This window comes from Sulfuricurvum sp., from assembly GCF_028713855.1.
Taxonomy (GTDB): Bacteria; Campylobacterota; Campylobacteria; order Campylobacterales; family Sulfurimonadaceae; genus Sulfuricurvum.
In genome coordinates, this window is record NZ_JAQTNN010000018.1 from 19,405 (window position 1) to 41,664 (window position 22,260).

The window sequence follows — 22,260 nt, forward strand, 5'->3', positions numbered from 1 at the left end:
GGGAATAGGAGAGGGTAGCTTATTCGCGAAGATCAACTTCGATGCGGCGATTTTCTGCACGTCCTGCTTTCGTTTTATTGGTTGCGATAGGCATATTTTCACCTTCACCCCGTATGCTCAAGCGGTCTGCGGCAATGCCCCGTTCTATTAATAATGATTGAGCCTTCATGGCACGTCTTTCGGAGAGTTTTTGATTATACTCGGTTGGACCGGTGCTGTCGGCATGACCTATAATAATGGCATCGTATGCAGGGCTCTCTTTCATGAATAGTGCAAATTCGTTTATTTTCACCATCCCTTTTTCATCCACTTCGCTTGAATCGAATGCAAAGTGGACAGGAAGTGTCGCTTTGAGCGGGCATCCGTCCGCGCCCACTTTGAATCCGGCCGGAGTGTTAGGACACTTGTCTTGAGAATCGAGTACGCCGTCATTATCACTGTCTGCCGGAGAAGGCTGGATGGCTGCTACAGGTTTAGTCTCAGGTTCAGCTTCAGGTACCGTATCCGGTTTCGATTCATCTATGGTGGCTGGTGCAGCTGGTTGTACTTTTTCACCGAAGGCGAAGTTAATCCCTGCCATAAGAAGCAAACTGTTATCCCAGTCAAAATGGTTAAATTTAAGCATTTCGATCGCTTCAAGTTTAAGAGCGATTTGATCGGTAATCCCCACTTTTACACCGGCACCTACATCCGCAAAGGCACCGTTATGATTTAGGTTGTCAGTACCGTTTCCGCGGTCGTTGATATGTTCATAACCAAGACCGGCTTTAGCAAACGGAGTAATGCTATTGTTGGTGGTAAAGTCATAAACACCATTGACCGCAGTACGCCAGATATCGGTTGCATGCGGTTTGATATACTCATAATCCGCATCACTCCATAATACGGAAAGTTCCGGTCTTAACAGTGAATCGAGTGCATTATATTGGAACTCTGCACCGTATGCGGCGTAATTTTCAAGTCGTTGACCTGATGGGAATACATATCCGGCCATCGGCGAAACTTCATAATTATAATCACTTGCACTAATGATATTGGAGAACAACAGTGCACAAAGCAGTACTTTTTTCATAACCTAAGCTCCTTGAGAAAGTTTAAAAGCGTTAGCGAAGGTTGGTACTATAAATCAATAAAAGTTATATATAGATTAAGTGTTTTAAGAAGAATTTTTTATTAAATGTTTATTGATAGGGAAAATTAAAAAGCAGAATAATGTTTCCCGCACTTGCGGGAAAAGAAGCAAGGGGAGAGAATCTTAGCTTATTTGCAAAGTTCCACTTCGATACGACGGTTTTCAGCACGTCCTTCTTTTGTTTTATTAGAAGCAACCGGCATTTTTTCACCCATCCCTTCTGACGTTAAACGATCAGCAGCTACACCATCTTTGATGAGCATGGCTTTAACCATTTCTGCACGTTTTTCAGAGAGTTTTTGGTTGTATGTATCTGATGCAGTACTGTCTGTATGTCCGACGATATTGGCTTTATAGGCAGTGCTTTCTTTCATGAATGCAGCGAATGCATCGACTTTAGCCGTTCCTTCCGCATCAACTTTGTTTGAATTGGTAGCAAAATTCAAATGAAGCGTCGCTTTTAATGGGCAGCCCTCAGAATCTACTTTGAACCCTTTTGGTGTATTAGGACATTTGTCCTGAGGATCAAATACACCGTCTCCGTCACTATCAACCGGAGCTGCTACTATGACAGGTTTCGGTGCTGGAGCAGCGACAACTGGTTTTGGTGCAGGGGCAGGTGCCGGTGTAGGTACAGGAGCAAGAACAGGAGCAACTGCTACAGGCGCAGCCGGCTGTGCTTTTTCACCGAAGGCGAAGTTAAGTCCAGCCATAAGGAGCAAGCTGTTGTCCCAATCAAAATGGTTAAATTTAAGCATTTCGATCGCTTCAAGTTTAAGTGCGAGTTGATCGGTAATACCTACTTTTACACCGGCACCGGCATCAGCAAACGCACCGTTATGGTTTAGGTTTTCAGTACCGTTCCCACGGTCATTAATGTGCTCATAGCCAAGACCTACTTTAGCAAACGGAGTGATGCCGTTGCTGGTTGTGTAATCGTATACACCGTTTATCGCTGTACGCCAGATATCGGTTGCATGTGGTTTGATATACTCATAATCTGCATCACTCCATAATACGGAAAGTTCCGGTTTTAGAAGTGAGTCAACGGCATTGTATTGAAATTCTGCACCGTATGCGGCGTGATCGTCAAGACGTTGACTTGATGGGAATACGTATCCGGCCATTGGTGACACTTCATAGTTATAGTTGCTTGCACTAAGTAATGTAGCAGCGAGCAAAGAAGAAAATGCTATTTTTTTCATAATATTAGTCTCCTTAAGACATTTGAGAATAACAAAGTATAGCACAAGAATGTGATTGAAATGTTATTAAAGGGGCATTAAGTATTTTTTTTAATGGTTTTAAACGCCGACTGCATGGCATTTAGCATGGATGAAATTTCATGATTTAATTGTGTTTCAGCTGCATCAATTTTTTCGAGATGAGAAGATTTTAGGGTTTCGAGCTTTTGTAAGGTTTCTTGAAACAGTTTTTGGTCATCGGTGAGGAGAATAATTTCTTCTTTTGGAGCCCATTTTCGTTTTACAACCCCGTTGTGCTGAAATTCAAAAATAATATTTTGGCTATTGTCAGAACTGATATATTTGGGGACACTGTAAGCGAGATAATGCTTTTTAGGGTCACCTTGGTGACGTTGGATGACATAGTACATAGAAGAATGATAACATAAATCGAATTTTATCCCTCTTTGTGCTAGAGTATTTAGATTAGAAAATGCAGGAGTTCGGATGGAACATGTTTATGAATTGGCAATAATCGGTGCCGGTCCGGCTGGAATAGCGACGGCAATTGAAAGTTATGCATTAGGAATGCGTGATATTGTTGTACTGGAAAAAGATGAAAACCATAATGCAACAATCCGAAAGTTTTACAAAGACAACAAGCGGGTGGATAAAGACTGGAAAGGCCAGAAGGTCGAGCTGGACGGAAGCATCTACTTTATGGATGGAACCAAAGAATCTACATTGGACTTTTTTGACCAACTGCTGGATAATGAAGCAGTGGAGTTGAAAACCCATACGGAAGTACAAAAAATAGTAAAAATAAAAGAAGGGTTTGAAGTCTTTATCGCCGGAGGGAGTGTCCGTGCCAAATACGTTGTAGTTACGATCGGACGGATGGGAAAACCCAACAAACCGGATTACAAAATTCCACCTTCCATTAAAAATCAAATACACTATACTTTGGATGGGTGCTCGCATGGAGAAAAAGTCATGGTTGTCGGAGGCGGCGATTCCGCAATCGAATACGCAGTGGAATTATGCGTTCGAAATGATGTTACCATCTGTTATCGTCGCGGGACATTTCGCCGCGCAAACCCAACCAACCAAGCCGACATTTACAAAGTAATGGTAGAAAGTTCATTGCGGGCAATGTTGAATACCGAAATTGTCGAGTTGGAGAGTGAGAGCGGAAAAGTAAAAGTGATCTTCAGTGACGGAGAATCCGAATTATTTGACCGCCTCGTGTATGCGATCGGCGGGACGACTCCAAGCGGCTTTTTGCAAAGCAGCGGAATTCGTGAAGAGGATGGCAAACCGGTACATGATGAAAATTATCAGACCAATGTAGAGGGACTGTTTGTTGCAGGAGACATTACCCAAGAATCAGGTGGCTCGATTGCTCTTGGGCTTAATCACGGTTTTGCGATTGCCAATTACATACAATCGTTATAGATTACCCTTTTAGGATCGGGTCGCTCTGATGGCTTAATTCTCCATCAGCGGTAAAGAGGGTGAGTTTGATAGTCGTATGAAGATATTCGGAAGTGACAAGGGGATTGAAGTTTTCATCCTGAAAGGCGGCAATTTTGGCGTTATGGATGATCTCTTCGAGAAGTGAACGCTCCAGTTTATCTGTCCGTGCCGAGCCGCGAAGTTTGTTATTCAGATAGAGGTTGATTTCACAATCCATCGGTTGAGATAGTATGGGATAATTTTCGAGAAGTTCAGTGCGGTTGATGCTGTTTTGCGCTTGCAGTACCTCTTCGATAGAGGCTCTGGCGATGGTTAATAATACGGATTGTGACATCTGTCTATCTCCTTTTCGCCTTGCTTGATGGTGTTATTATAACTTACTTATCCTCAGGTGAAGAAGCAATTTCAAATCCGAGATTTTGGAGCATCATTAGATCACTATGGGCTTCTCGTCCGGCGGTAGTGAGATAATTTCCGATTACGATACTGTTTGCACCGGCCTCAAAAATCTCATCTTGACGCTCTTTGAACGTAATTTCCCGCCCACCGGCGATCATAATCCGATCTGCTTTATCCAAAATTTTTCGAGCTAATGTGATGAGGTTTAGTGATTCATCGATAGTGAGCGGATTAGGGCTCAGCGGCAATGCCGGATTGTGATGATAAAAGTTTAGCGGCACTGAAACTGGATTTAGTTCCTTAAGTGAGTACAGCATACTGAGACGGTCTTCGTGCGTCTCTCCCATCCCGAAAATCCCGCCGGTGATGAGTTTGAGCCCGGAGCGGTTGACGTTTTCACAGGTCTCATAGCGCTCTTCCCACGGATGGGTCGTGCAGACTTGCGGATAAAAGGCACGGCTCGTTTCGAGATTATGATTATAGGCGCTGACTCCGGAGAGTTTCAGTTCGTTTAACTGTTCTAATGATGCGGTACCGTTACACGCGATAAGACGGAGACGGGGTACTTCACGTTTAAGGGTAGAGGCAACGTTACAGACAAATTCGAGGGTTTTATCATCCAGCCCTTTTTGCGCCGTTACGAGACAAAATCCTAATGCACCCAGCCCTTCGAGTCGGCGTGCTTCTTCTAGAATTTGATCCATCGGTTTTTGCTTATAGCGCTCAATGTCAGCTTTGTATTTGACGCTTTGGCTACAAAATTTGCAATCTTCGTTGCAGGTTCCGCTATTGATATTGCAGATGGAGCACAAAAAGATTTTTTTAGTCATATTAAGACCTTTCAAACGAATAGTGTCGTTCTTCGAAGATATCGCTTCCGACTGCACGGGAATAATGGGTGACAGTAAGATTTGTGTCACTGGTTTCAAGCATTGCACAGTTTGAAAACGGTTTATCGCGTGCACATGCTTCACCCGGATTAAGAAAGAGGGTTCGATTTTTAAAATCGCATTCAAATACATGCGTATGCCCAAAAATAATCACTTCGGCATCGGCGTTCATATAAAACGGAAGGTGCATCAGTTTGAAATTCACCCCCGCGAGTTTAAAATAGTGGGGCTCTTGGACGAGATTAAAACGGTCATGATATTCGATAAGACTGGCATCGTTATTGCCATAGACAGCTACGTAACGCAATCCGCTGTTTTTGAGCTGTTCGAGGATCTCGGGTTTGACAATATCCCCTGCATGGATCAAAAATTCTGCACCCTGTGCAACCAGATGGTCAATTATTTTTTGGGAGCGCCCTTTTTTGGAATGGGTGTCGGAAAGCAATCCGATTTTCATTCACCACTTTCCTCTCGCGGTGTACGGTCTTTACATTTGACACACTCGTATACTTCTTTATTACGGTAAGTACGAGGGGCAAGTGCACCGCCGCATCCTTCGACTTCACATTTTTTATCTGAGGGCTCGAATTTGGAGATAAATTTACATTTCGGATAATGTTCACATCCCCAAAATGCACCGCGTCGAGATTGTCTCCACAATAGTTTCCCGCCGCATTCTGGACAAGGAACTTCGGAAAATTTTGTTTCTTGATTAAGCGTTTTGGTATTTTTACATTTCGGATAGCCGCTGCACGCTAAAAATTTCCCGTTACGGCCATTTTTAACCACCATGGCACTGCCGCATTTATCACATACCTCTTCACTTACTTCATCAGGAGTGGTTGGATTTTCTTTTTGGTTCTCTTCGGTTTGTTCGGTATATTTGCATTTCGGAAAACCGCTGCACGCGATAAACTCTCCGAAACGTCCGGAACGAAGAAGTAGTTCGCTGCCACATTGCGGGCAGTTACGTCCGAGCGGTTTTGCCATTTTTAGGCTGACGATATTATTTTTCCCCGCTTCGATTTGCTCAAGAAACGGATAATAGAAATCAAGCAAAATTTTGTGCCACGATTTGCCGCTCTCGCTGATTTCATCGAGGGTCTCTTCCATTGTCGCGGTAAATGAAGCGTCTACGATTTCATTAAAATGGGTTTCTAACATTTCGGTGACGGTAAAGGCGATCTCGGTTGGCATGATTTGCCGTTTTTCTACAGTGATGTAATCACGTGCTTGAAGAGTGCTGATCGTCGGAGCGTACGTCGATGGACGCCCGATTCCCTCGGATTCGAGTTTTTTAATTAAACTTGCTTCGGAGTAGCGTGCCGGAGGTTCGGTAAAGTGTTGTTCAGGGGTAATACTTTGAATATCGATCGCATCACCGGTTGTGAGTGATGGGAGTAGTTTATCTTTATCATCACTTCCCATTACACGGTAGAAACCGTCAAATAAGAGTTTGCGCCCGGTAGCACGAAATTGTGCATTGGAGGATTCAAAGGTAATGCTTTGTTGTTCAAATCGGGCATCGTTCATTTGACAGGCAATAAAGCGATTATAGATAAGGCGATAAAGTTTGATCTCGTCAGGTTTTAAATACGTTGCCGCTACTTCGGGAGTAAATGCGAGCATTGTCGGGCGGATCGCTTCATGCGCCTCTTGTGCCCCTTTGGATTTTTTCGTATAAACTTTTGCGCTCTCGGGGAGATATGCTTTGCCGTAGCGCTCTAGGATAAGCTCGCGAGCCGCTTCGACCGCTTCGGTTGCGAGGTTCAAAGAATCGGTACGCATATAGGTGATAACCCCGCTGGTTCCCTCTGGAGTTTTGACCCCCTCATAGAGTGCTTGCGCTACCATCATCGTCTTTTTCGGAGAAAATCCAAGCTGAGAGGAAGCCGTTTGTTGGAGTGTTGATGTCATAAACGGCGGAGGGGTAGAACTTTTACGCTCTTTCGTCTCAATCTCACCGACTTTAAACGCCTCTTTTTTCAAAGTCTCTACGATCCGTTTAGCCTCATCGCCCGTTTTGATGGTGAGTTTGTCGATTTTCTCATTTTCAAAGTTTACGAGAGTAGCTTCAATGTCTTTTTTGAACAGTGTATCGATTGTCCAATATTCTTCGGGGATAAATGCGCGGATTTCCCGTTCACGATCGACGACGATTTTGAGGGTTGAAGATTGTACCCGTCCTGCCGATAACCCTTTTTGGATTTTTGAAGCAAGCAGCGGAGAAAGTTTATATCCTACGATACGATCGAGTAAACGGCGTGCTTGTTGGGCATTGACCCGATCCATATCGATTGTGCGAGGGGTTTCTAGCGCATGGATAATGGCGTTTTTCGTAATCTCATGAAACACGATACGCGGCAGTGACTCGGGGTCTTTATCAATCGCATGGGCAATATGCCATCCGATCGCTTCTCCCTCACGGTCTTCGTCGGTCGCGATGTAGATGGTATCGCTTTTTTTAGCCAACTCTTGGATTTGTTTGACGGTAGCGGTACTGTCTTCGCTGATGCGATATTCGGCAACGATTTTCTCGTCATCAATTTTAATACCGAAGCGGTTTTTAGGGAGATCACGAATATGCCCTTTGGAGGCGATTACTTCGTAGTCTTTAGAGAGGAAGTTTTTGATGGTCTTGGCTTTGGCCGGAGACTCTACAATAATTAATTTCAAAGGGGCGTATCCTATATATATGGATGAATTTCGAAAGTGTAACAAAAAAATTGTCAAAACCGTTAAAGTTTTTTGTTTATGTCCCGATATAGTCTGTAACAGCAAGGACGCTGAACTAACTTAAGAGCAAAAGCTCTTGCGATAAAAGGATTTATCATGGGTTTCAAAATTAACACAAACATTGCAGCGATGAACGCGCATACTGCGGCGAATGTAAATAACCGTAATTTGGACAATTCACTTTCCAAATTATCATCAGGTCTTCGTATTAATACTGCGGCGGACGATGCATCAGGAATGGCGATTGCGGATAGTCTTCGTTCACAATCAAATGCGCTTGGACAAGCGATTTCAAATGCGAATGACGGGATTGGGATGATTCAAACTGCCGATAAGGCGATGGATGAGCAACTCAAAATTCTCGACACGATCAAAACGAAAGCGACACAAGCGGCACAAGACGGTCAAACAACACAATCTCGTCAAGCAATTCAAAAAGACATTGCACGTTTGGTTGAGTCTTTGAATACGATTGCAAATACAACCTCATTCAACGGTCAGAATATGTTGGCAGGTTCATTTACCAACAAACAATTCCAAATCGGTGCGTATTCGAACCAAACCGTAACCGCGTCAATCGGTGCTACCAATGCGGAGAAAATCGGTAACGTACGTTATGAAACAGCGAATACCTTTACTCAAGCGGGTGCTGCCGTAATGACCTTCAGTGTTGCCGGACGTACGATAACGCTGGAGACGGTTCAAGTGGATTATTCTGCAGGAAGCGGGATCGGTAAATTGGCGGATGTTATCAACAAAAATTCAGACGTAACCGGTGTACGTGCGAGTTATGTTGTTGAGCAAAAATATGCTGCGGAAGTAGCAGCCGGCGATTTCTCTGCGATTTCAATCAACGGGGTTAACATCGGTACGGTTAGTGGTGTTTTAGCGGCGGATTCAGACGGTCGTTTGGTTGCGGCTATCAATGCGCAAAAAACTGAAACCGGAGTTGAAGCTTCTATCGGTTCAGACGGTGCATTGGTTCTTAAGTCAGTTGACGGACGCGGGATTCACATCAGTTCAGAAGGTGGAGCTCTTTCAGCCGATAACTTCGGTCGTTTGACATTGAGCCGTTTGGATGCGGGTGATATCAGAGTCAGTGCAGGTGCTACCTTAATCGTATCAACATCGGTGAATGAAGTATTGAACCTTTCTGATTCATTGGCAAATATTACGAGTTCACAAGCCGAAGCAATCGGAGCATTGTCTGTTTCGAGTAACGGTGCGGACGTAGCGGGCGGTATCGGTGTAGGGGTTACGACTCTCAAAGGTGCGATGGCTGTTATGGATATTGCGGAATCGGCTCAAAAACTATTGGATAGTATCCGTTCTGACCTCGGTTCGGTACAAAATCAATTGGTATCAACGATCAATAATATTTCAGTTACTCAGGTTAACGTTAAAGCGGCTGAGTCTAACATCCGTGATGTTGACTTTGCGGCAGAATCGGCTAACTTCTCTAAATACAACATTCTTGCTCAGTCTGGCTCTTATGCTATGTCTCAAGCGAATGCGGTACAACAAAACGTTCTCAGACTTCTTCAATAGTCTCTCTCTTAATGCTCGCCTTTTGGCGGGTATTGTCTTTCTTACTCTTTTTTCACCTAATTTGATTTCTTTCTTATAACAAATAATTTTTTTTGGAATATTTTTTGCTTTCATATATCTTTAGAATTGCACGGATGCAAAAAAATTCCTAAGGATTTATCATGGGTTTCAAAATTAACACAAACATTGCAGCGATGAACGCGCATACTGCGGCGAATGTAAATAACCGTAATTTGGACAATTCACTTTCCAAATTATCATCAGGTCTTCGTATTAATACTGCGGCGGACGATGCATCAGGAATGGCGATTGCGGATAGTCTTCGTTCACAATCAAATGCGCTTGGACAAGCGATTTCAAATGCGAATGACGGGATTGGGATGATTCAAACTGCCGATAAGGCGATGGATGAGCAACTCAAAATTCTCGACACGATCAAAACGAAAGCGACACAAGCGGCACAAGACGGTCAAACAACACAATCTCGTCAAGCAATTCAAAAAGACATTGCACGTTTGGTTGAGTCTTTGAATACGATTGCAAATACAACCTCATTCAACGGTCAGAATATGTTGGCAGGTTCATTTACCAACAAACAATTCCAAATCGGTGCGTATTCGAACCAAACCGTAACCGCGTCAATCGGTGCTACCAATGCGGAGAAAATCGGTAACGTACGTTATGAAACAGCGAATACCTTTACTCAAGCGGGTGCTGCCGTAATGACCTTCAGTGTTGCCGGACGTACGATAACGCTGGAGACGGTTCAAGTGGATTATTCTGCAGGAAGCGGGATCGGTAAATTGGCGGATGTTATCAACAAAAATTCAGACGTAACCGGTGTACGTGCGAGTTATGTTGTTGAGCAAAAATATGCTGCGGAAGTAGCAGCCGGCGATTTCTCTGCGATTTCAATCAACGGGGTTAACATCGGTACGGTTAGTGGTGTTTTAGCGGCGGATTCAGACGGTCGTTTGGTTGCGGCTATCAATGCGCAAAAAACTGAAACCGGAGTTGAAGCTTCTATCGGTTCAGACGGTGCATTGGTTCTTAAGTCAGTTGACGGACGCGGGATTCACATCAGTTCAGAAGGTGGAGCTCTTTCAGCCGATAACTTCGGTCGTTTGACATTGAGCCGTTTGGATGCGGGTGATATCAGAGTCAGTGCAGGTGCTACCTTAATCGTATCAACATCGGTGAATGAAGTATTGAACCTTTCTGATTCATTGGCAAATATTACGAGTTCACAAGCCGAAGCAATCGGAGCATTGTCTGTTTCGAGTAACGGTGCGGACGTAGCGGGCGGTATCGGTGTAGGGGTTACGACTCTCAAAGGTGCGATGGCTGTTATGGATATTGCGGAATCGGCTCAAAAACTATTGGATAGTATCCGTTCTGACCTCGGTTCGGTACAAAATCAATTGGTATCAACGATCAATAATATTTCAGTTACTCAGGTTAACGTTAAAGCGGCTGAGTCTAACATCCGTGATGTTGACTTTGCGGCAGAATCGGCTAACTTCTCTAAATACAACATTCTTGCTCAGTCTGGCTCTTATGCTATGTCTCAAGCGAATGCGGTACAACAAAACGTATTGAAATTGTTACAATAGTAACAAGATCGTATAGCAACCTTTTGGTTGCCTAATACGTTTCTGTGAAAACGCGCTTATTCGATTACATTGACTTCAAATTCTTTTTTTTCAGGTATTACAATTTGATTTTTTAGTTCATCAGGCCACCCCTCGGTTGCCCGGATAATAGTGTCACGAATTGCGTTTAATCCGCCTGCTAATGAAAATAGCCAATAACGATGCTGCATCACCCACTCCACAAGTTTTGCAATTTTCTCTTCTTCTGAATAGACCGGGCGAATTTGAATTTGTGCCAAATCAAGTTCAAAATGTAGAATGTAGGACTGAACCGTATCAACATACAGATTGGTAAAGAGCGCATCATCAAAAAAAGCTTTAACTTTATCGATATCTGACGTTAACTCTGATAGCCATTCTAATGATATATCTTGCAAGTTGTTAGCATCTTTTAATGCTACAAACTCTTCAGAAGCTTCTTGGACTTTAATGAAAACTTCTTCAACGATCTCTTGTTTTCGAACAGAATCGGCAATCCAAAGATTCGTTTTTTTGATAATGGATGCATACAAAGTTTCAAGCTCTGAATCAGAAGTTAATGTTGGATGAAACGGTGTTTTTGGCGATGTTAAATCGACATAACGATCCGTTGCTTCTTGAAATGTGAGTTCTGTTGCACCGGGAATACGAGCACCGCCTTCGGTACAATTGATGGTGGAGATATCGCGGCTGTTGGCTATCGCACGTTGAATGTAGTTGTTAAACAAGACCCAATATTCAGTTGTTCGAATAGTGCCGTTGCCTCCCCAGCGTTCAACGTATATTTTGTGTCCGGAAGCATTTTCTTCGTTTTCGCCATAAACGTGTCCTTCGGCATGAGAGGTATCATCATCTCCAAAAGCCAAATCTTGTCCGATAAGAAAAACCTGCTTGAAATGCAGAGCGATAGCCAGCTCATGCGCAAGGTTCGCCGCACTCATTCCCATTCCGATGTAGCCGTACTGGTCCAGATCAAAAAATTGGGTATATCCATGAGGACGCATGGAGAGCATGAGGGTACCGGCACGCACGGCATCGATCACTTTCTGATGAACAATAGAAACGAATACAAAGGTAACATCTTTTTGAAAATCGAGGCTGTTGTTTTCAAAAAATTTCGCTGTTTCGGGGATCCGTTCCAATGCCGTAACAAAATCAGGTTTGATACCGTATTTCTCAAGAATAGGGAAGCTGGCATCCACGCAGATGATAGTGACGTAGTCTTGGATTTTTTTCAGTAAAGGAAGTTGTTTTGTGAGGCTTGGACCTGTAGAGACAACGATCGCTGTATCCGGGTAGGCATTTTTGGGTAAATCACGTACTTTCGGACCTGCTACCATACGCGGTAGATTTCGAACGTGATGCTCGATTCCCATGAGTGAATCGATAGAACAATTCCCATGTCCTATGATGACGGAATGAAACGAATCCGCCATAAGCTGAAACAATTTAGAGATCTCTTCGGCAAAATATTGGTCGTAATAGCTGTTGTTTATTTCGATATCAAAGAGTTTCGCATAAATTTTCCCTTCACTGTGGGAGAGGTAGTGTACAGCGCGGGGTAAATCCATTTGAGAGGTAGTATCAAACAGTAGTTTTCCTGAATCAAGATAAGATGAAAAATCAATCATATTGAGAACAATATAAAGGAGCTCAAGTTCGGGCTCAATGACTAAAATACGTTTTAATTTCGGATCATGCAGCAGCATCGTTAGTAAAATACCATTACCGATTCCGAACATATAGCGGTAGGGAATATGGGTACGATCTTCGATCATTTTAGATGCTTCAACGACATCTTCAACGGGTTTTGAGTAAACGAAACATTGTTTTTCGGTATCGAGAAAATTGATATCAACAGGATCTTTTCCCTGAAAAACTTCATAACGCTGATTGGTCGTTATAGCAAACAGTTTTATGACAAGCGGAGGATTATTTTTGGCAAGAGCCTGTAAATTTTTTTCAAAAATGGGGTTAAGTTCAGGGGAAGATTCGTTCATGAGTATCCTTGGTTAATGTTTCGGCGTTTTAGGAGCTACGGTAGGGAGTATCTCACAAGAAGCGAGATATGTTAAAAAATCCAATAAAAGTTTATCCTGGTATTTACCTGCAACAGCACTCACTCCGATCGGCAATCCATGGGCACCTTTTAAAACCGGGAGAGTTGCAATTGGCAGCCCCAAATAGGTCCAAATCAGATTAGCGTCCGGGATGTCAGGAGTGGTTAGCCCGATAGGAGCTTCATCGGCAGTAGCAAGGGTGATTAAAATATCGTAGGAATCCATCCATGTGTCAAATTCACGTGTTTCGCGGGATTGTTTTTCAAGAGCTTCTTGGTACTCCTCTTTGGATATATGCAGCCCCTCTTGGATAATGTCGTAAAAGATCGGACTCATCAGTTCATGTTTGGCATATTCCTCTTTAAAATAGTAGGCGAGGGATTTGTCGTAAATGCATTGGTGGGTTGCGTGGATAGTATCGCAAAATCGTGGAAGGGTGACCTCTTCGATCACGAATCTCGGGTCTTGCAAACGATTACACCATTGGGTAAATTGCTCTTTGGCATAAGGGGAGGCTTCATCCCATCTCGGATGTTTGACAATACCGATACGGTAAACTTTATCGGGAACAGAGACGTAATTATCAATATAGCGATGAACAAACTCGTAATTCTCTCCGTGAACACGCGAAGCCTCAAACATCAAATCCAAATCGGCGACACTTCGGCTAAAAAATCCAAGGGTATCCAGAGAATCGGTTGTTTTGAGAACACCGATACGGGGCAATACGCCGAATGTCGGTTTAAATCCGTAAATACCGCAATAGCTGGCAGGTCTGCTGATCGATCCAGCGGTTTGCGATCCCAAGGCCAGAGGAACCATCCCCGTAGCGACAGCAACGGCTGAACCGCTCGAAGAGGTTCCGGGAGATCGGCTAAGATCATGGGGATTGCGTGTTTTGTCCTGATAATGGACAGCAAACTCCGCCGTTACCGTTTTTCCTAACATGAGGGCACCCGAGCGGCGAAGATAATGGATTAGACGGGCATCGTTACCGGGGGTGAAATCACTCCACAACGGTGAGCCCATTTGCGTCGGCATGTCGAAGGTATTATAGATATCTTTGACCCCGATAGGGATACCAAAAAGGGGATAATCTTCTTGCTTGTAGGTAGCGATTTTGGTGAGCTGTGCCTCAATCGCCTCTTCGTCAAAATACTCCCAAGCATTAACGAGGGGATCAATCTCGCGGATTCGTTGAATACAAGCTTTAGCAATCTCTTCGGGTGTTACGGCATTTGATTTGAGTTGTTCTAATAATTCGGTCGCAGTGCAATCGGTCAATCTCATCGGCTCTCTCTAAATTTTCCTTGGCGCATCGCTTTGAGGACATTGGTGTATTCTTCTTCGGTGATGTTGGCCATATCTAAAAATTCGTCTAGGTATGCAGGGCGCTGTTGATCGTATTTTTTGGCAATCTCAAAACCCTCTTCGCGGGTGAGTAATCCTGCTCGTACATCGGCACTGGCTTGATCGGTTCCCCGTCCGAATCCCCGTTTAACATACTTCATATGATCGTGGAGGGTTTCGAATTTGCATTCGTTTCCTTTGAACCCTTTGTAGTGACCCGGACGGTGTTCTTCACGCCAGTCATACTCTTTTTTGATAAATTCCATCTGCCGCTCATCATCCCAAAAGAGGTAATCCCCCAGATGCAAACCGACCACTCCGACCCGTTCGATATCTTCAAAGCTAGGGAGCTCAAACGGTTTGAGGTCTTTGCGGGTGATCTCGTCATCAATCATTTGCTCGGGATAGAGTTTCGCAGAGACTTTTGTGAAATAGTCACGATCGAATTTTTGGACGTTATCTCTAAAATCGGCACGACCGCTGCTTTCGCATACCGACTCTCCCCAAATGAGGAGCGGAATATTGAATTTTACGGCAATTTGGAGGGGAAATGCGCCCACACCCGCGTGACAATGCCAGCAGGAATCTCCGATTTTGTAAAATGATTTGACAAACAGTTTTTTGACCAACGCCTTGTTAGGGGTGAACATAATATGGTCGATTTCAAGTTTTTCGAGGGCATTTTCGAGGTTGTATTTGCCTGTTTCCGAATACCAGTTGTGATTGAAAGTGACGGCAAGGGGTTTCATACCGTATACTTTTTTGAGCACATGTAACTGGAAAACGCTGTCTTTTCCTCCGCTGATAGGGATAATACAGTCGTAATTGTCCCCGGCTCTCTCTTTGTACCCTTCTAATGTTTCGCGTAAAACCGCTTCACTTTTTTTCCAATTGATTCGCATTTTTTGCTCTTGAGCGCGGCAGGCTAAACAGATTCCAAGTTCGTCAAATTGCATCCCTTCGTTGGAACTTGGCATACAGCAACGGGTACAGTATTGAAGATAATCTTTGTAAAGAGGTTCGCCATACGTATCGGTAAAAGTCATTTGTTTGGTCATTTAGGCTCCTTTTTTAGAAGTAGAGTTGATTAATCCATATTCCACTATATCGGCAAATTGTCCATTTTTGAAAAGAGCATCACGCCGACGTCCCTCTTCGCTCATGCCAAGTTTGAGTGCAAGATGCTGCATGCTGATATTTTCCGCATGAGTACCGCAGTAGAGGCGATGAAGTTTTAATGTGCTAAACGCATAATCGACCAACAGTGCTCCCGCTTCATACCCAATTCCTTGGCCGAAAACAGAAGGTTCGCCGATCAAAACGGCAAATTCGGCATTGCGGTTTTTAGCTGAGATTTGTTGAAGAGCAATATTGCCGATATGGCGGTCATTTTCCCGTAAACAGATAGCAAAAACGGCATAACTCGGATTATCGGTGACACTCTCGATATAAGATTGTGCCATTTCACGCGTGTAAAGAGTATCACCGTGTGAGTTATAGAGGCACACTTCAGGATCATTCAGCCATGCAGGGTATGCGCCGTCTGCATCACGCAGTTCAAGCGGTCGTAAATAAATCCGTTCCCCCTCTAATCTCATAAAAGCTCCGCTTTGTTTTCCCATACTTTGGCGAAGGCTCGGATAACATCATCCATATCGTTGCGAGTCATCCCCGGACGCATAAATTCATGGGTAACGAGACGATTAAAATGCATCTCTTCGGTTATCGGACAGAGCCCTTTGGGGTAGGTAACATCGCTGAGGGTAAACGGGTATCCATCCCGTCCGAATGCAATCTTCTCCTGATAAAGGGGCTGGAGGTAGAGCGGTTTGACATAGCCGTAGCCCAGCAGTACAACCGACTCTTCGCGTAACAGTGTCGGAGGGAGTTCGGCTTTTACTGCATCGATAAAACGGTTGCGGTGCATTAGTGCAACCTCCGCATCAAATTGCAACGGATGGACGTAAAAGGCGTGTTTTGCCCCCTCGCGGATTTTGGTCGGTTTCATGCAAGGGATTTGGGCTAATTTTTCATTCAGATAGGTGGTATTGTCCAATCGTTGGCTCAACAAAGATGGGAGCTTCTTCAACTGGCAACGGGCAATGGCCGCTTCGATCTCAGTCATCCGGTAGTTATAACCGACCATGTTGATCAGTTCTGATTTGTCTTTTATTCCCCGTGCGGAGAGAACCGCTTCGGCATGGTTTCGGATCAAACGGATTTTATCGGCTAAGGTATCATCATCGGTGACGATAATTCCCCCCTCACCGCTGTGGATATGTTTATGGTAGTTTAGCGAGTACACACCGATATCCCCCAATGTTCCTGCGTATTTACCGTCCAACATCGCTCCGGGGGCTTGCGCCGTATCTTCGATGACAAAAAGATTATGTTTTTTAGCGAGGGTATTAATCGCGTCCGCATCATAAGGTTGACCGAAAATATCGACGACAATGATCGCTTTGGTTTTGGAGGTGATCTTAGCTTCGATGCTTTTGATATCCAAACAATAAAAATCCTCTTCGATATCGGCGAAAATCGGGATAGCCCCGTACACCAATGCAGCGGTTGCCGATGCACTCATAGTATACGCACTGACGATCACCTCATCTCCCGGACTGATTCCGCAGGCTCCGACGGCGGCATAAAGCCCCGATGTCGCGGAGTTCACACTGATGGCGTGTTTGACCCCGAAATACTCTGACCACTCCGCTTCGAGCGTGCGTACTTCGGGTCCACCGTAAAAATCATCATGCCATGTCCCTAAAAACGTAGAGAGTTTTCCACTGCGTAAAACACGCAGAACCGCCTCTTCTTCCTCGGCACCGATAGTATTATACGCGGGAAACGGAGTCGTACGGAGTTTTTCTCCGCCGTTTATGGCGAGTTTCTTCATCGGTATACCTTTGTGAAAGTTTGAAAAATCAATTTGTGGATATGAAGGTGTTCTTTGAAAATTTCGCTGCAGGTTTGGTTGCTCTCACGGAGTAAAAATTCCAATGAATCGAGTGCATAGTGGCTAAGGTCGGTGGTGATGTCCTCTTGCAAAGCAAGGGTAAAATACCCCTCATATACGCTTGATGGAACACGAGCGTGTATTTCGATTTTTTCACCTCCATCAAGGATTTTGATAACCCCTTTTTCAAACCATAGAGTGAGCTCAAACAACGAATATTCAGGAGAGTGCAAAACCGATATGGTTCCGCTCCCCTCTTTCAAGGATATTCCGAACTCACCGCACAGATCACCGTTGCAATGCGATGCTCCAAACGGTTTAATGGCATTCAAACTTCCTAAAAAGTGGCTCAAAACTCCTAGCAGATGCGAGCCGTTATGGAGCAATCCTTTGGTGCATACCCCTTGAAAGCCGAGTGCTTTTCCAAACTCCCCATTTTTTATTCGTGAAGCGAGAGCAATAAACGCACTGTTATATCGGCGCATGAGATGAATAAGAACTTTTTTATGGGTATGTTGGAGCATGCTAACGAGAGAATGAAACTCCTCTTTGGTAGCAACAATCGGTTTCTCGCACAATATCATGGAACAATCACTCCGCTGAATCAACGTCGCGAGATCGTGAAAATGTGCTGAGGTGGATGAGGAAATGGAAGCAATATCATAGTGATCATCTTCTCCAATATCATCGACCGAATAATACCGTTGTATTTCACCCCATCGTTCCATAAAGGCGAAAACATTGAGCTCGGAGGGCTCACATATGGCTTTTAGCTGCGTATCGGGGCATAATGCATAGGCATGAGCGTGACTGGCAATAGCGCTTGATGATGGAAAATCGATGAGTCCGCCGATACTGCCTGCGCCAATAATCAGTGCTTTATACATTTAGCTCTTTTACATATATAGTTTTTAAAAATAAAGCAAAATCCATACCGAAATCATCTATGTGCAACGGTGAAGGGGAGAGAAGTTCTGAAGGAATTTTTGATAGCGTGCGAACTTGCCGCTCCCGAGGGAGGGGAAGTAAAAATTCTCTGTTTTTTGAAGGGAGGTACGAGAGGACAGGCCGCTCTAAAAGTGCGGCGATATAAAGTGCCATCGTATCGAATCCAATGATCATTTTTGCATTCAAAAGCTGATCGCTAAGATCAAACACTGTCGCTTCATTGATTTGGACGCGGATGTGAGGATAGGATTTCAAAATCTTTTTATACCCCGATCCGTTGTCACTGGGATGGAGGCGAATCGTGAGAGCTGCACATTCGAATTGATCAAAATTTTTGAGAATATCCTCTAGGGCACTGTATTGGGTAAATCCCCAGTAATTTTTATCTCCATAGGTTCGAAGGGCTACCACATCAGTCGGTTCGCTCAAAAAGAGGAGGTTGTTGTTTGGGTGAAGCTCTTTTTGACGAGCTTGATTGATCATATCACGTAAATGAAAGTTCGGAAGCGCTATTGGATTAGGGAGATTAAATGACTGGGCAAGCGAGAGTGCTTTTCCATCCGAAACAGCCGTAAAATCCCCTAGATTATCCTTCCAACCGACATCCGGAAATCCGAACCGTTCACGATAATTGCTCCAATGATCCAAAAAGGCAACCGTAGGGATAGTGTGTTTTTTACAATAAGTGACGTACGGGCGTTCAATTTTATCCTGCCATCCGGTTCCGAACAACAGCATGTCGGGTTTGATAGAGGGAAGTTGTTTCTGAGGATCATCGATAGGGGTGAATGGGAGATTATATCGCTTACAAATATCCCCCATAGGGCTTTGTGGTATCGCAAAAATATGCCATGAAGCGTGCTCGAAATATTTGCGTATTAACGCGCAGAGTATCTCCGAACTTCCCGCATCATGGGATACGACCGCGATGTTCATCCGATATAATCCCATGACAATGGGGTTCCTTTTTTCACATCAGTTGTAAAACTTTTCCCTATAATCTCTTTGAGATGTTTGGGCGACAATCCAAATCCGGGGCGGACAGAGCGGACGTTAGTAGCACTGATTATTCCACCTGCTTTTACATCTTCGGCGATAAATAGACTGCGCGAAAATTCACGTGATTTCAAACTTTTCGGACTTAACTCGTAGGTCACTTGCCCCAAAAGTTTTTCGGTATCGCGCACCGCATCCACCATCGCTTTAAACTCATGGGGTTCCAAACTAAACACACTGTCGGCACCCCCCATTTCCCGATCTAAAATAAAATGTTTCTCAATGACGCGAGCGCCCAAAGCGACAGCCGTGACAGGTGCAGCAAGGCTCATGGTGTGGTCGCTCAATCCCACATTCACCCCAAATCGATTTTTCATATCGTCTATGGTGAGGAGATTCATCTCCTCCAGCGCGGCAGGATAGGCGGAGGTACATTTGAGCAAAGTAATCTGATCATTCCCAACCCGTCGGCAGGCATCGAGTGCCTCTTCAATATCTATCAATGTCGCGATACCGGTGGAGATGATGATCGGTTTCCCCTTTGCAGCTGTATACTCGATGAGAGGAATATCGGTGATCTCAAAGCTCGCAATTTTATACGCCGGAACCTCCAACTCGGATAAAAAATCGACGGCTGTTGTATCGAATGGAGAAGAAAAAGCTTCCATTCCAAGGCTTTTAGCATGCTCAAAAAGGATAGGGTGCCACTCCCACGGTGTCATTGCCTCTGCGTAGAGATCGTGAAATTTTCGTTTGTCCCAGAGGGTCCCCTGTGAAATCGTAAACATGTCACTGTCACAATCGAGAGTAATCGTATCGGGTGTATAGGTTTGGAGCTTTATAGCATCGGCACCGGATTCTTTCATTGCTTTTATCGTTTCGAGTGCGATATCCAAAGAGCCATTGTGATTGGCGGAGAGTTCGGCGATGATAAAGACCTTTTCACTTGTATTATGGTTACCTATTATCATTTGTGCAGCTCCATTGTGATCATTTCTCTCCCGTTATAGAGAGTTCGGTTCGTCTCGGTAAAATCGAATTTTTCGTATAAATGTTTAGCCCTATCATTGTCGGCAAAAACACTGGCTATCAGGGTCATCAGTTTGAGCGTTGAGAACGCATACTCGATCAGCACACACATTAGGGACTCCCCGACACCGCGTATATCGGGATTCGTATAAATCCCGATTTCGGCTGAGGTTTGTGTTATATCAGTCAAATCGATTACACCGATATACTCACCCTCTCGCTGAACTAAAAAATAGCGTCTATCGGATCGTTGTTTGAGCGATTCGATAAATTGCAGATGATTTTCCATCGAAATTACATCGTCATTTAGCATCCAATGACGAATATCGGGATGGTTACGCCACGATAACACTAATGTTAGCAGTTGCGTGTCAAGCGTTGTGAAATCGACTAATTGCATCGGCATCCCACTCCTTTAAAACGACATAGTTCTTTTTTTGCAAATACTCAAACATATCTTTTTGATTAGAAGCTGTTTGGATGGCGATAAAGGGGATTTCCATAAAAAGAACCTCATGTACCATAACACTGGGGGTGATAATTGCTAAGCGGCTTTGGTTGAGCAGTTGAGCGATGAGACTTGAGTTTACCTGCAACGAGATATTCTTTTTCTCTTGCACAAAGGTTTCCAGTTCACTCAGATGGGGGTTTCCCGATGTTGTTACAATACAGATATCTAACTTATTACTCAATGTTTTAAGAATACGAAGTGTCATATTGGTAGGATCGGTTCCCCCCATGGAGATAAAAAGATCGTAGAGCTTTTCTCGTTTGATCTGTTTTTCGGTTTTAAACTCATCTCGAATCAGCGTATACTCCGCGCCGCATCGAAGTTCACAATACTCTGGAACTAATCCAGTATAGCGGCTTTTATCCGCCGAAATGTTGTGGTTTAGGAGAATGTTGCAGTAGTGTTTTTCGTAGGTATCATCCAAACACAAGAGACTAACACCCGTTTGCTCTTTGATCTGCTTCTCCATGGTTGCATTGATATCATAATGGTCGATGATAAGCAAATCAATAGAGCAGGTGCGGATAAGATCAATCAGTTCTTCGGGATCGTTGGAGCTGAGGAGATGGACGGGATAGGGGATCTGATCGATGATATTCCCGCTCAATGCTTGGCATGCAAACATTACGTTATCATCGCTGTATTGCTGGGCTAACACCAAATCCCGCATAATGTGACCCAATCCGATAGTGCTCGAAGAGTCGGCACGGATAAGGAGATTCATAGCGCTTGGAGCACTTTGTGCATCAACTCGGCGCGCGTCCAGTCCTCTAACGTATCGATGTCCTGCACCAGATGACGCGGTAATACAATCGTTGTCGCCGCATCAGAGAAAATAGGTTTTCCCTCCAGCCATGCATCCGCCGTTCCCCAGTAAAATTGCCCCACATCGTGATACGCTTCTTCGAGATCTTGAGAACGCGTTGCGAAATGTTCCGGATAAAACATCGCTATATTCCCTTGCTCGTCACGCATAACCGCACGCTGAATCGGAAAAGGGAACGTCGTAACAGGAAAAGCATACTGTTTGTTATGAGTGATAAGGGCGTTATAGGCATCAAGAATGTCTTCTGCGCGGATAAATGGCGCTGTTGCATAGATACAACAAGCGTAATTGATAACCGAATCGTTTTGAAGTGTTTGGATGGCGTGAGCAATAACGGGAATAGTCGCAGTGTGATCGTCGCTTAATTCTTTAGGACGGATAAAAGGAACTTCTGCGCCAAATGATCTGGCAACCTCAACGATCTCTTCATCATCCGTCGTTACGATGATACGATCAAACAGCCCCGATTCCTGAGCTGCTTTGATACTGTGTGCAATAATAGGCAAACCGGCAAAAGGTTTGATATTTTTACGGGGTATCCGTTTGCTCCCGCCTCTAGCAGGGATGATAGCTACACGCATCTATTCT

General features: G+C 44.3%; 21 protein-coding genes. 3 read left to right on the forward strand and 18 right to left on the reverse strand.

Going from position 1 to position 22,260, the window contains the following annotated elements; all coding sequences use genetic code 11:
- Nucleotides 1-19: 19 nt before the first annotated feature.
- The 3 genes from PHI47_RS13270 to PHI47_RS13280 form a co-directional block, all read right to left on the reverse strand.
- On the reverse strand, nucleotides 20-1,072 hold the full coding sequence (locus tag PHI47_RS13270; protein WP_299938379.1) for an OmpA family protein: 1,053 nt from the start codon (nucleotides 1,070-1,072) through the stop codon (nucleotides 20-22).
- Nucleotides 1,073-1,260: 188 nt separating this feature from the next.
- The gene (locus PHI47_RS13275) at nucleotides 1,261-2,337 is read right to left on the reverse strand and encodes an OmpA family protein (RefSeq protein ID WP_299938381.1); all 1,077 of its coding nucleotides are present in this window, start codon (nucleotides 2,335-2,337) and stop codon (nucleotides 1,261-1,263) included.
- A gap of 77 nt (nucleotides 2,338-2,414) precedes the next feature.
- Nucleotides 2,415-2,747, reverse strand: coding sequence for a hypothetical protein (locus PHI47_RS13280; RefSeq protein WP_299938384.1), 333 nt, complete (start codon nucleotides 2,745-2,747; stop codon nucleotides 2,415-2,417).
- 76 nt (nucleotides 2,748-2,823) lie between these two features.
- On the opposite strand from PHI47_RS13280, the gene PHI47_RS13285 reads away from it, so the two are divergent.
- Nucleotides 2,824-3,771, forward strand: coding sequence for an NAD(P)-binding domain-containing protein (locus PHI47_RS13285; protein WP_299938387.1), 948 nt, complete (start codon nucleotides 2,824-2,826; stop codon nucleotides 3,769-3,771).
- Nucleotide 3,772: 1 nt separating this feature from the next.
- On the opposite strand, the gene PHI47_RS13290 is transcribed toward PHI47_RS13285, so the two are convergent.
- The 4 genes from PHI47_RS13290 to topA are packed head-to-tail and all read right to left on the reverse strand — an operon-like array spanning nucleotide 3,773 to nucleotide 7,757.
- The gene (locus PHI47_RS13290; protein WP_299938390.1) at nucleotides 3,773-4,126 is read right to left on the reverse strand and encodes an AMMECR1 domain-containing protein; all 354 of its coding nucleotides are present in this window, start codon (nucleotides 4,124-4,126) and stop codon (nucleotides 3,773-3,775) included.
- A gap of 43 nt (nucleotides 4,127-4,169) precedes the next feature.
- Nucleotides 4,170-5,021 carry a biotin synthase gene (locus tag PHI47_RS13295; protein WP_299938393.1) on the reverse strand — a complete coding sequence of 284 codons (852 nt, stop codon included), beginning with the start codon at nucleotides 5,019-5,021 and terminating at the stop codon, nucleotides 4,170-4,172.
- 1 nt (nucleotide 5,022) lies between these two features.
- The gene (locus tag PHI47_RS13300) at nucleotides 5,023-5,538 is read right to left on the reverse strand and encodes a metallophosphoesterase (protein ID WP_299938395.1); all 516 of its coding nucleotides are present in this window, start codon (nucleotides 5,536-5,538) and stop codon (nucleotides 5,023-5,025) included.
- On the reverse strand, nucleotides 5,535-7,757 hold the full coding sequence (topA, locus tag PHI47_RS13305; RefSeq protein ID WP_299938400.1) for a type I DNA topoisomerase: 2,223 nt from the start codon (nucleotides 7,755-7,757) through the stop codon (nucleotides 5,535-5,537). The genes PHI47_RS13300 and topA overlap by 4 nt, the downstream gene beginning before the upstream one ends.
- Nucleotides 7,758-7,913: 156 nt before the next feature.
- On the opposite strand from topA, the gene PHI47_RS13310 reads away from it, so the two are divergent.
- Together PHI47_RS13310 and PHI47_RS13315 are read left to right on the forward strand one after the other, a co-directional pair.
- Complete coding sequence (locus tag PHI47_RS13310) at nucleotides 7,914-9,365, forward strand: flagellin B (RefSeq protein ID WP_299938402.1); 1,452 nt, start codon at nucleotides 7,914-7,916, stop codon at nucleotides 9,363-9,365.
- 161 nt (nucleotides 9,366-9,526) lie between these two features.
- Nucleotides 9,527-10,978 (forward strand): flagellin B, encoded by a 1,452-nt coding sequence (locus PHI47_RS13315; RefSeq protein ID WP_299938404.1) that lies wholly within the window; start codon nucleotides 9,527-9,529, stop codon nucleotides 10,976-10,978.
- 56 nt (nucleotides 10,979-11,034) lie between these two features.
- On the opposite strand, the gene PHI47_RS13320 is transcribed toward PHI47_RS13315, so the two are convergent.
- Genes PHI47_RS13320 through pseF form a run of 11 tightly spaced genes read right to left on the reverse strand, consistent with a single transcriptional unit; the run spans nucleotide 11,035 to nucleotide 22,253 of the window.
- Complete coding sequence (locus tag PHI47_RS13320) at nucleotides 11,035-12,996, reverse strand: 6-hydroxymethylpterin diphosphokinase MptE-like protein (RefSeq protein WP_299938407.1); 1,962 nt, start codon at nucleotides 12,994-12,996, stop codon at nucleotides 11,035-11,037.
- A 12-nt stretch (nucleotides 12,997-13,008) separates the two neighbouring features.
- Nucleotides 13,009-14,346 (reverse strand): amidase, encoded by a 1,338-nt coding sequence (locus PHI47_RS13325; RefSeq protein ID WP_299938410.1) that lies wholly within the window; start codon nucleotides 14,344-14,346, stop codon nucleotides 13,009-13,011.
- Nucleotides 14,343-15,464, reverse strand: coding sequence for an N-acetyl sugar amidotransferase (locus PHI47_RS13330; protein ID WP_299938413.1), 1,122 nt, complete (start codon nucleotides 15,462-15,464; stop codon nucleotides 14,343-14,345). The genes PHI47_RS13325 and PHI47_RS13330 overlap by 4 nt, the downstream gene beginning before the upstream one ends.
- The gene (locus PHI47_RS13335; protein WP_299938415.1) at nucleotides 15,465-16,004 is read right to left on the reverse strand and encodes a GNAT family protein; all 540 of its coding nucleotides are present in this window, start codon (nucleotides 16,002-16,004) and stop codon (nucleotides 15,465-15,467) included.
- The gene (locus PHI47_RS13340; protein ID WP_299938417.1) at nucleotides 16,001-17,302 is read right to left on the reverse strand and encodes a DegT/DnrJ/EryC1/StrS family aminotransferase; all 1,302 of its coding nucleotides are present in this window, start codon (nucleotides 17,300-17,302) and stop codon (nucleotides 16,001-16,003) included. The genes PHI47_RS13335 and PHI47_RS13340 overlap by 4 nt, the downstream gene beginning before the upstream one ends.
- Nucleotides 17,299-18,249 carry a Gfo/Idh/MocA family oxidoreductase gene (locus PHI47_RS13345; protein WP_299938420.1) on the reverse strand — a complete coding sequence of 317 codons (951 nt, stop codon included), beginning with the start codon at nucleotides 18,247-18,249 and terminating at the stop codon, nucleotides 17,299-17,301. Before PHI47_RS13345 ends, PHI47_RS13340 begins: the two co-directional genes overlap by 4 nt.
- Complete coding sequence (locus PHI47_RS13350) at nucleotides 18,242-19,261, reverse strand: hypothetical protein (RefSeq protein ID WP_299938422.1); 1,020 nt, start codon at nucleotides 19,259-19,261, stop codon at nucleotides 18,242-18,244. Before PHI47_RS13350 ends, PHI47_RS13345 begins: the two co-directional genes overlap by 8 nt.
- Entirely contained in the window at nucleotides 19,243-20,277 is a 1,035-nt protein-coding gene (gene pseI / locus PHI47_RS13355; RefSeq protein ID WP_299938424.1) for a pseudaminic acid synthase, read from the reverse strand. The genes PHI47_RS13350 and pseI overlap by 19 nt, the downstream gene beginning before the upstream one ends.
- Nucleotides 20,274-20,735 (reverse strand): UDP-4-amino-4,6-dideoxy-N-acetyl-beta-L-altrosamine N-acetyltransferase, encoded by a 462-nt coding sequence (pseH, locus tag PHI47_RS13360; protein WP_299938426.1) that lies wholly within the window; start codon nucleotides 20,733-20,735, stop codon nucleotides 20,274-20,276. Before pseH ends, pseI begins: the two co-directional genes overlap by 4 nt.
- Nucleotides 20,707-21,570: a UDP-2,4-diacetamido-2,4,6-trideoxy-beta-L-altropyranose hydrolase gene (gene pseG / locus PHI47_RS13365; RefSeq protein ID WP_299938428.1), complete on the reverse strand. Its 864-nt coding sequence runs from the start codon at nucleotides 21,568-21,570 to the stop codon at nucleotides 20,707-20,709. The genes pseH and pseG overlap by 29 nt, the downstream gene beginning before the upstream one ends.
- Complete coding sequence (pseF, locus tag PHI47_RS13370; protein WP_299938430.1) at nucleotides 21,567-22,253, reverse strand: pseudaminic acid cytidylyltransferase; 687 nt, start codon at nucleotides 22,251-22,253, stop codon at nucleotides 21,567-21,569. The genes pseG and pseF overlap by 4 nt, the downstream gene beginning before the upstream one ends.
- Nucleotides 22,254-22,260 lie beyond the last annotated feature (7 nt).

Excerpts from the sequence above, each read along its gene's own strand:
- PHI47_RS13340 (WP_299938417.1), bottom strand. The coding sequence starts at position 17,302 with ATGAAGAAACTCGCCATAAACGGCGGAGAAAAACTCCGTACGACTCCG.
- PHI47_RS13275 (WP_299938381.1), bottom strand. The coding sequence starts at position 2,337 with ATGAAAAAAATAGCATTTTCTTCTTTGCTCGCTGCTACATTACTTAGT.
- pseF (WP_299938430.1), bottom strand. The coding sequence starts at position 22,253 with ATGCGTGTAGCTATCATCCCTGCTAGAGGCGGGAGCAAACGGATACCC.
- PHI47_RS13280 (WP_299938384.1), bottom strand. The coding sequence starts at position 2,747 with ATGTACTATGTCATCCAACGTCACCAAGGTGACCCTAAAAAGCATTAT.
- PHI47_RS13310 (WP_299938402.1), top strand. The coding sequence starts at position 7,914 with ATGGGTTTCAAAATTAACACAAACATTGCAGCGATGAACGCGCATACT.
- PHI47_RS13270 (WP_299938379.1), bottom strand. The coding sequence starts at position 1,072 with ATGAAAAAAGTACTGCTTTGTGCACTGTTGTTCTCCAATATCATTAGT.
- PHI47_RS13285 (WP_299938387.1), top strand. The coding sequence starts at position 2,824 with ATGGAACATGTTTATGAATTGGCAATAATCGGTGCCGGTCCGGCTGGA.
- PHI47_RS13345 (WP_299938420.1), bottom strand. The coding sequence starts at position 18,249 with ATGTATAAAGCACTGATTATTGGCGCAGGCAGTATCGGCGGACTCATC.
- pseI (WP_299938424.1), bottom strand. The coding sequence starts at position 20,277 with ATGATAATAGGTAACCATAATACAAGTGAAAAGGTCTTTATCATCGCC.
- PHI47_RS13290 (WP_299938390.1), bottom strand. The coding sequence starts at position 4,126 with ATGTCACAATCCGTATTATTAACCATCGCCAGAGCCTCTATCGAAGAG.
- PHI47_RS13300 (WP_299938395.1), bottom strand. The coding sequence starts at position 5,538 with ATGAAAATCGGATTGCTTTCCGACACCCATTCCAAAAAAGGGCGCTCC.
- pseG (WP_299938428.1), bottom strand. The coding sequence starts at position 21,570 with ATGAATCTCCTTATCCGTGCCGACTCTTCGAGCACTATCGGATTGGGT.
- PHI47_RS13325 (WP_299938410.1), bottom strand. The coding sequence starts at position 14,346 with ATGAGATTGACCGATTGCACTGCGACCGAATTATTAGAACAACTCAAA.
- PHI47_RS13320 (WP_299938407.1), bottom strand. The coding sequence starts at position 12,996 with ATGAACGAATCTTCCCCTGAACTTAACCCCATTTTTGAAAAAAATTTA.
- pseH (WP_299938426.1), bottom strand. The coding sequence starts at position 20,735 with ATGCAATTAGTCGATTTCACAACGCTTGACACGCAACTGCTAACATTA.
- PHI47_RS13295 (WP_299938393.1), bottom strand. The coding sequence starts at position 5,021 with ATGACTAAAAAAATCTTTTTGTGCTCCATCTGCAATATCAATAGCGGA.
- PHI47_RS13315 (WP_299938404.1), top strand. The coding sequence starts at position 9,527 with ATGGGTTTCAAAATTAACACAAACATTGCAGCGATGAACGCGCATACT.
- PHI47_RS13335 (WP_299938415.1), bottom strand. The coding sequence starts at position 16,004 with ATGAGATTAGAGGGGGAACGGATTTATTTACGACCGCTTGAACTGCGT.
- PHI47_RS13330 (WP_299938413.1), bottom strand. The coding sequence starts at position 15,464 with ATGACCAAACAAATGACTTTTACCGATACGTATGGCGAACCTCTTTAC.
- PHI47_RS13350 (WP_299938422.1), bottom strand. The coding sequence starts at position 19,261 with ATGGGATTATATCGGATGAACATCGCGGTCGTATCCCATGATGCGGGA.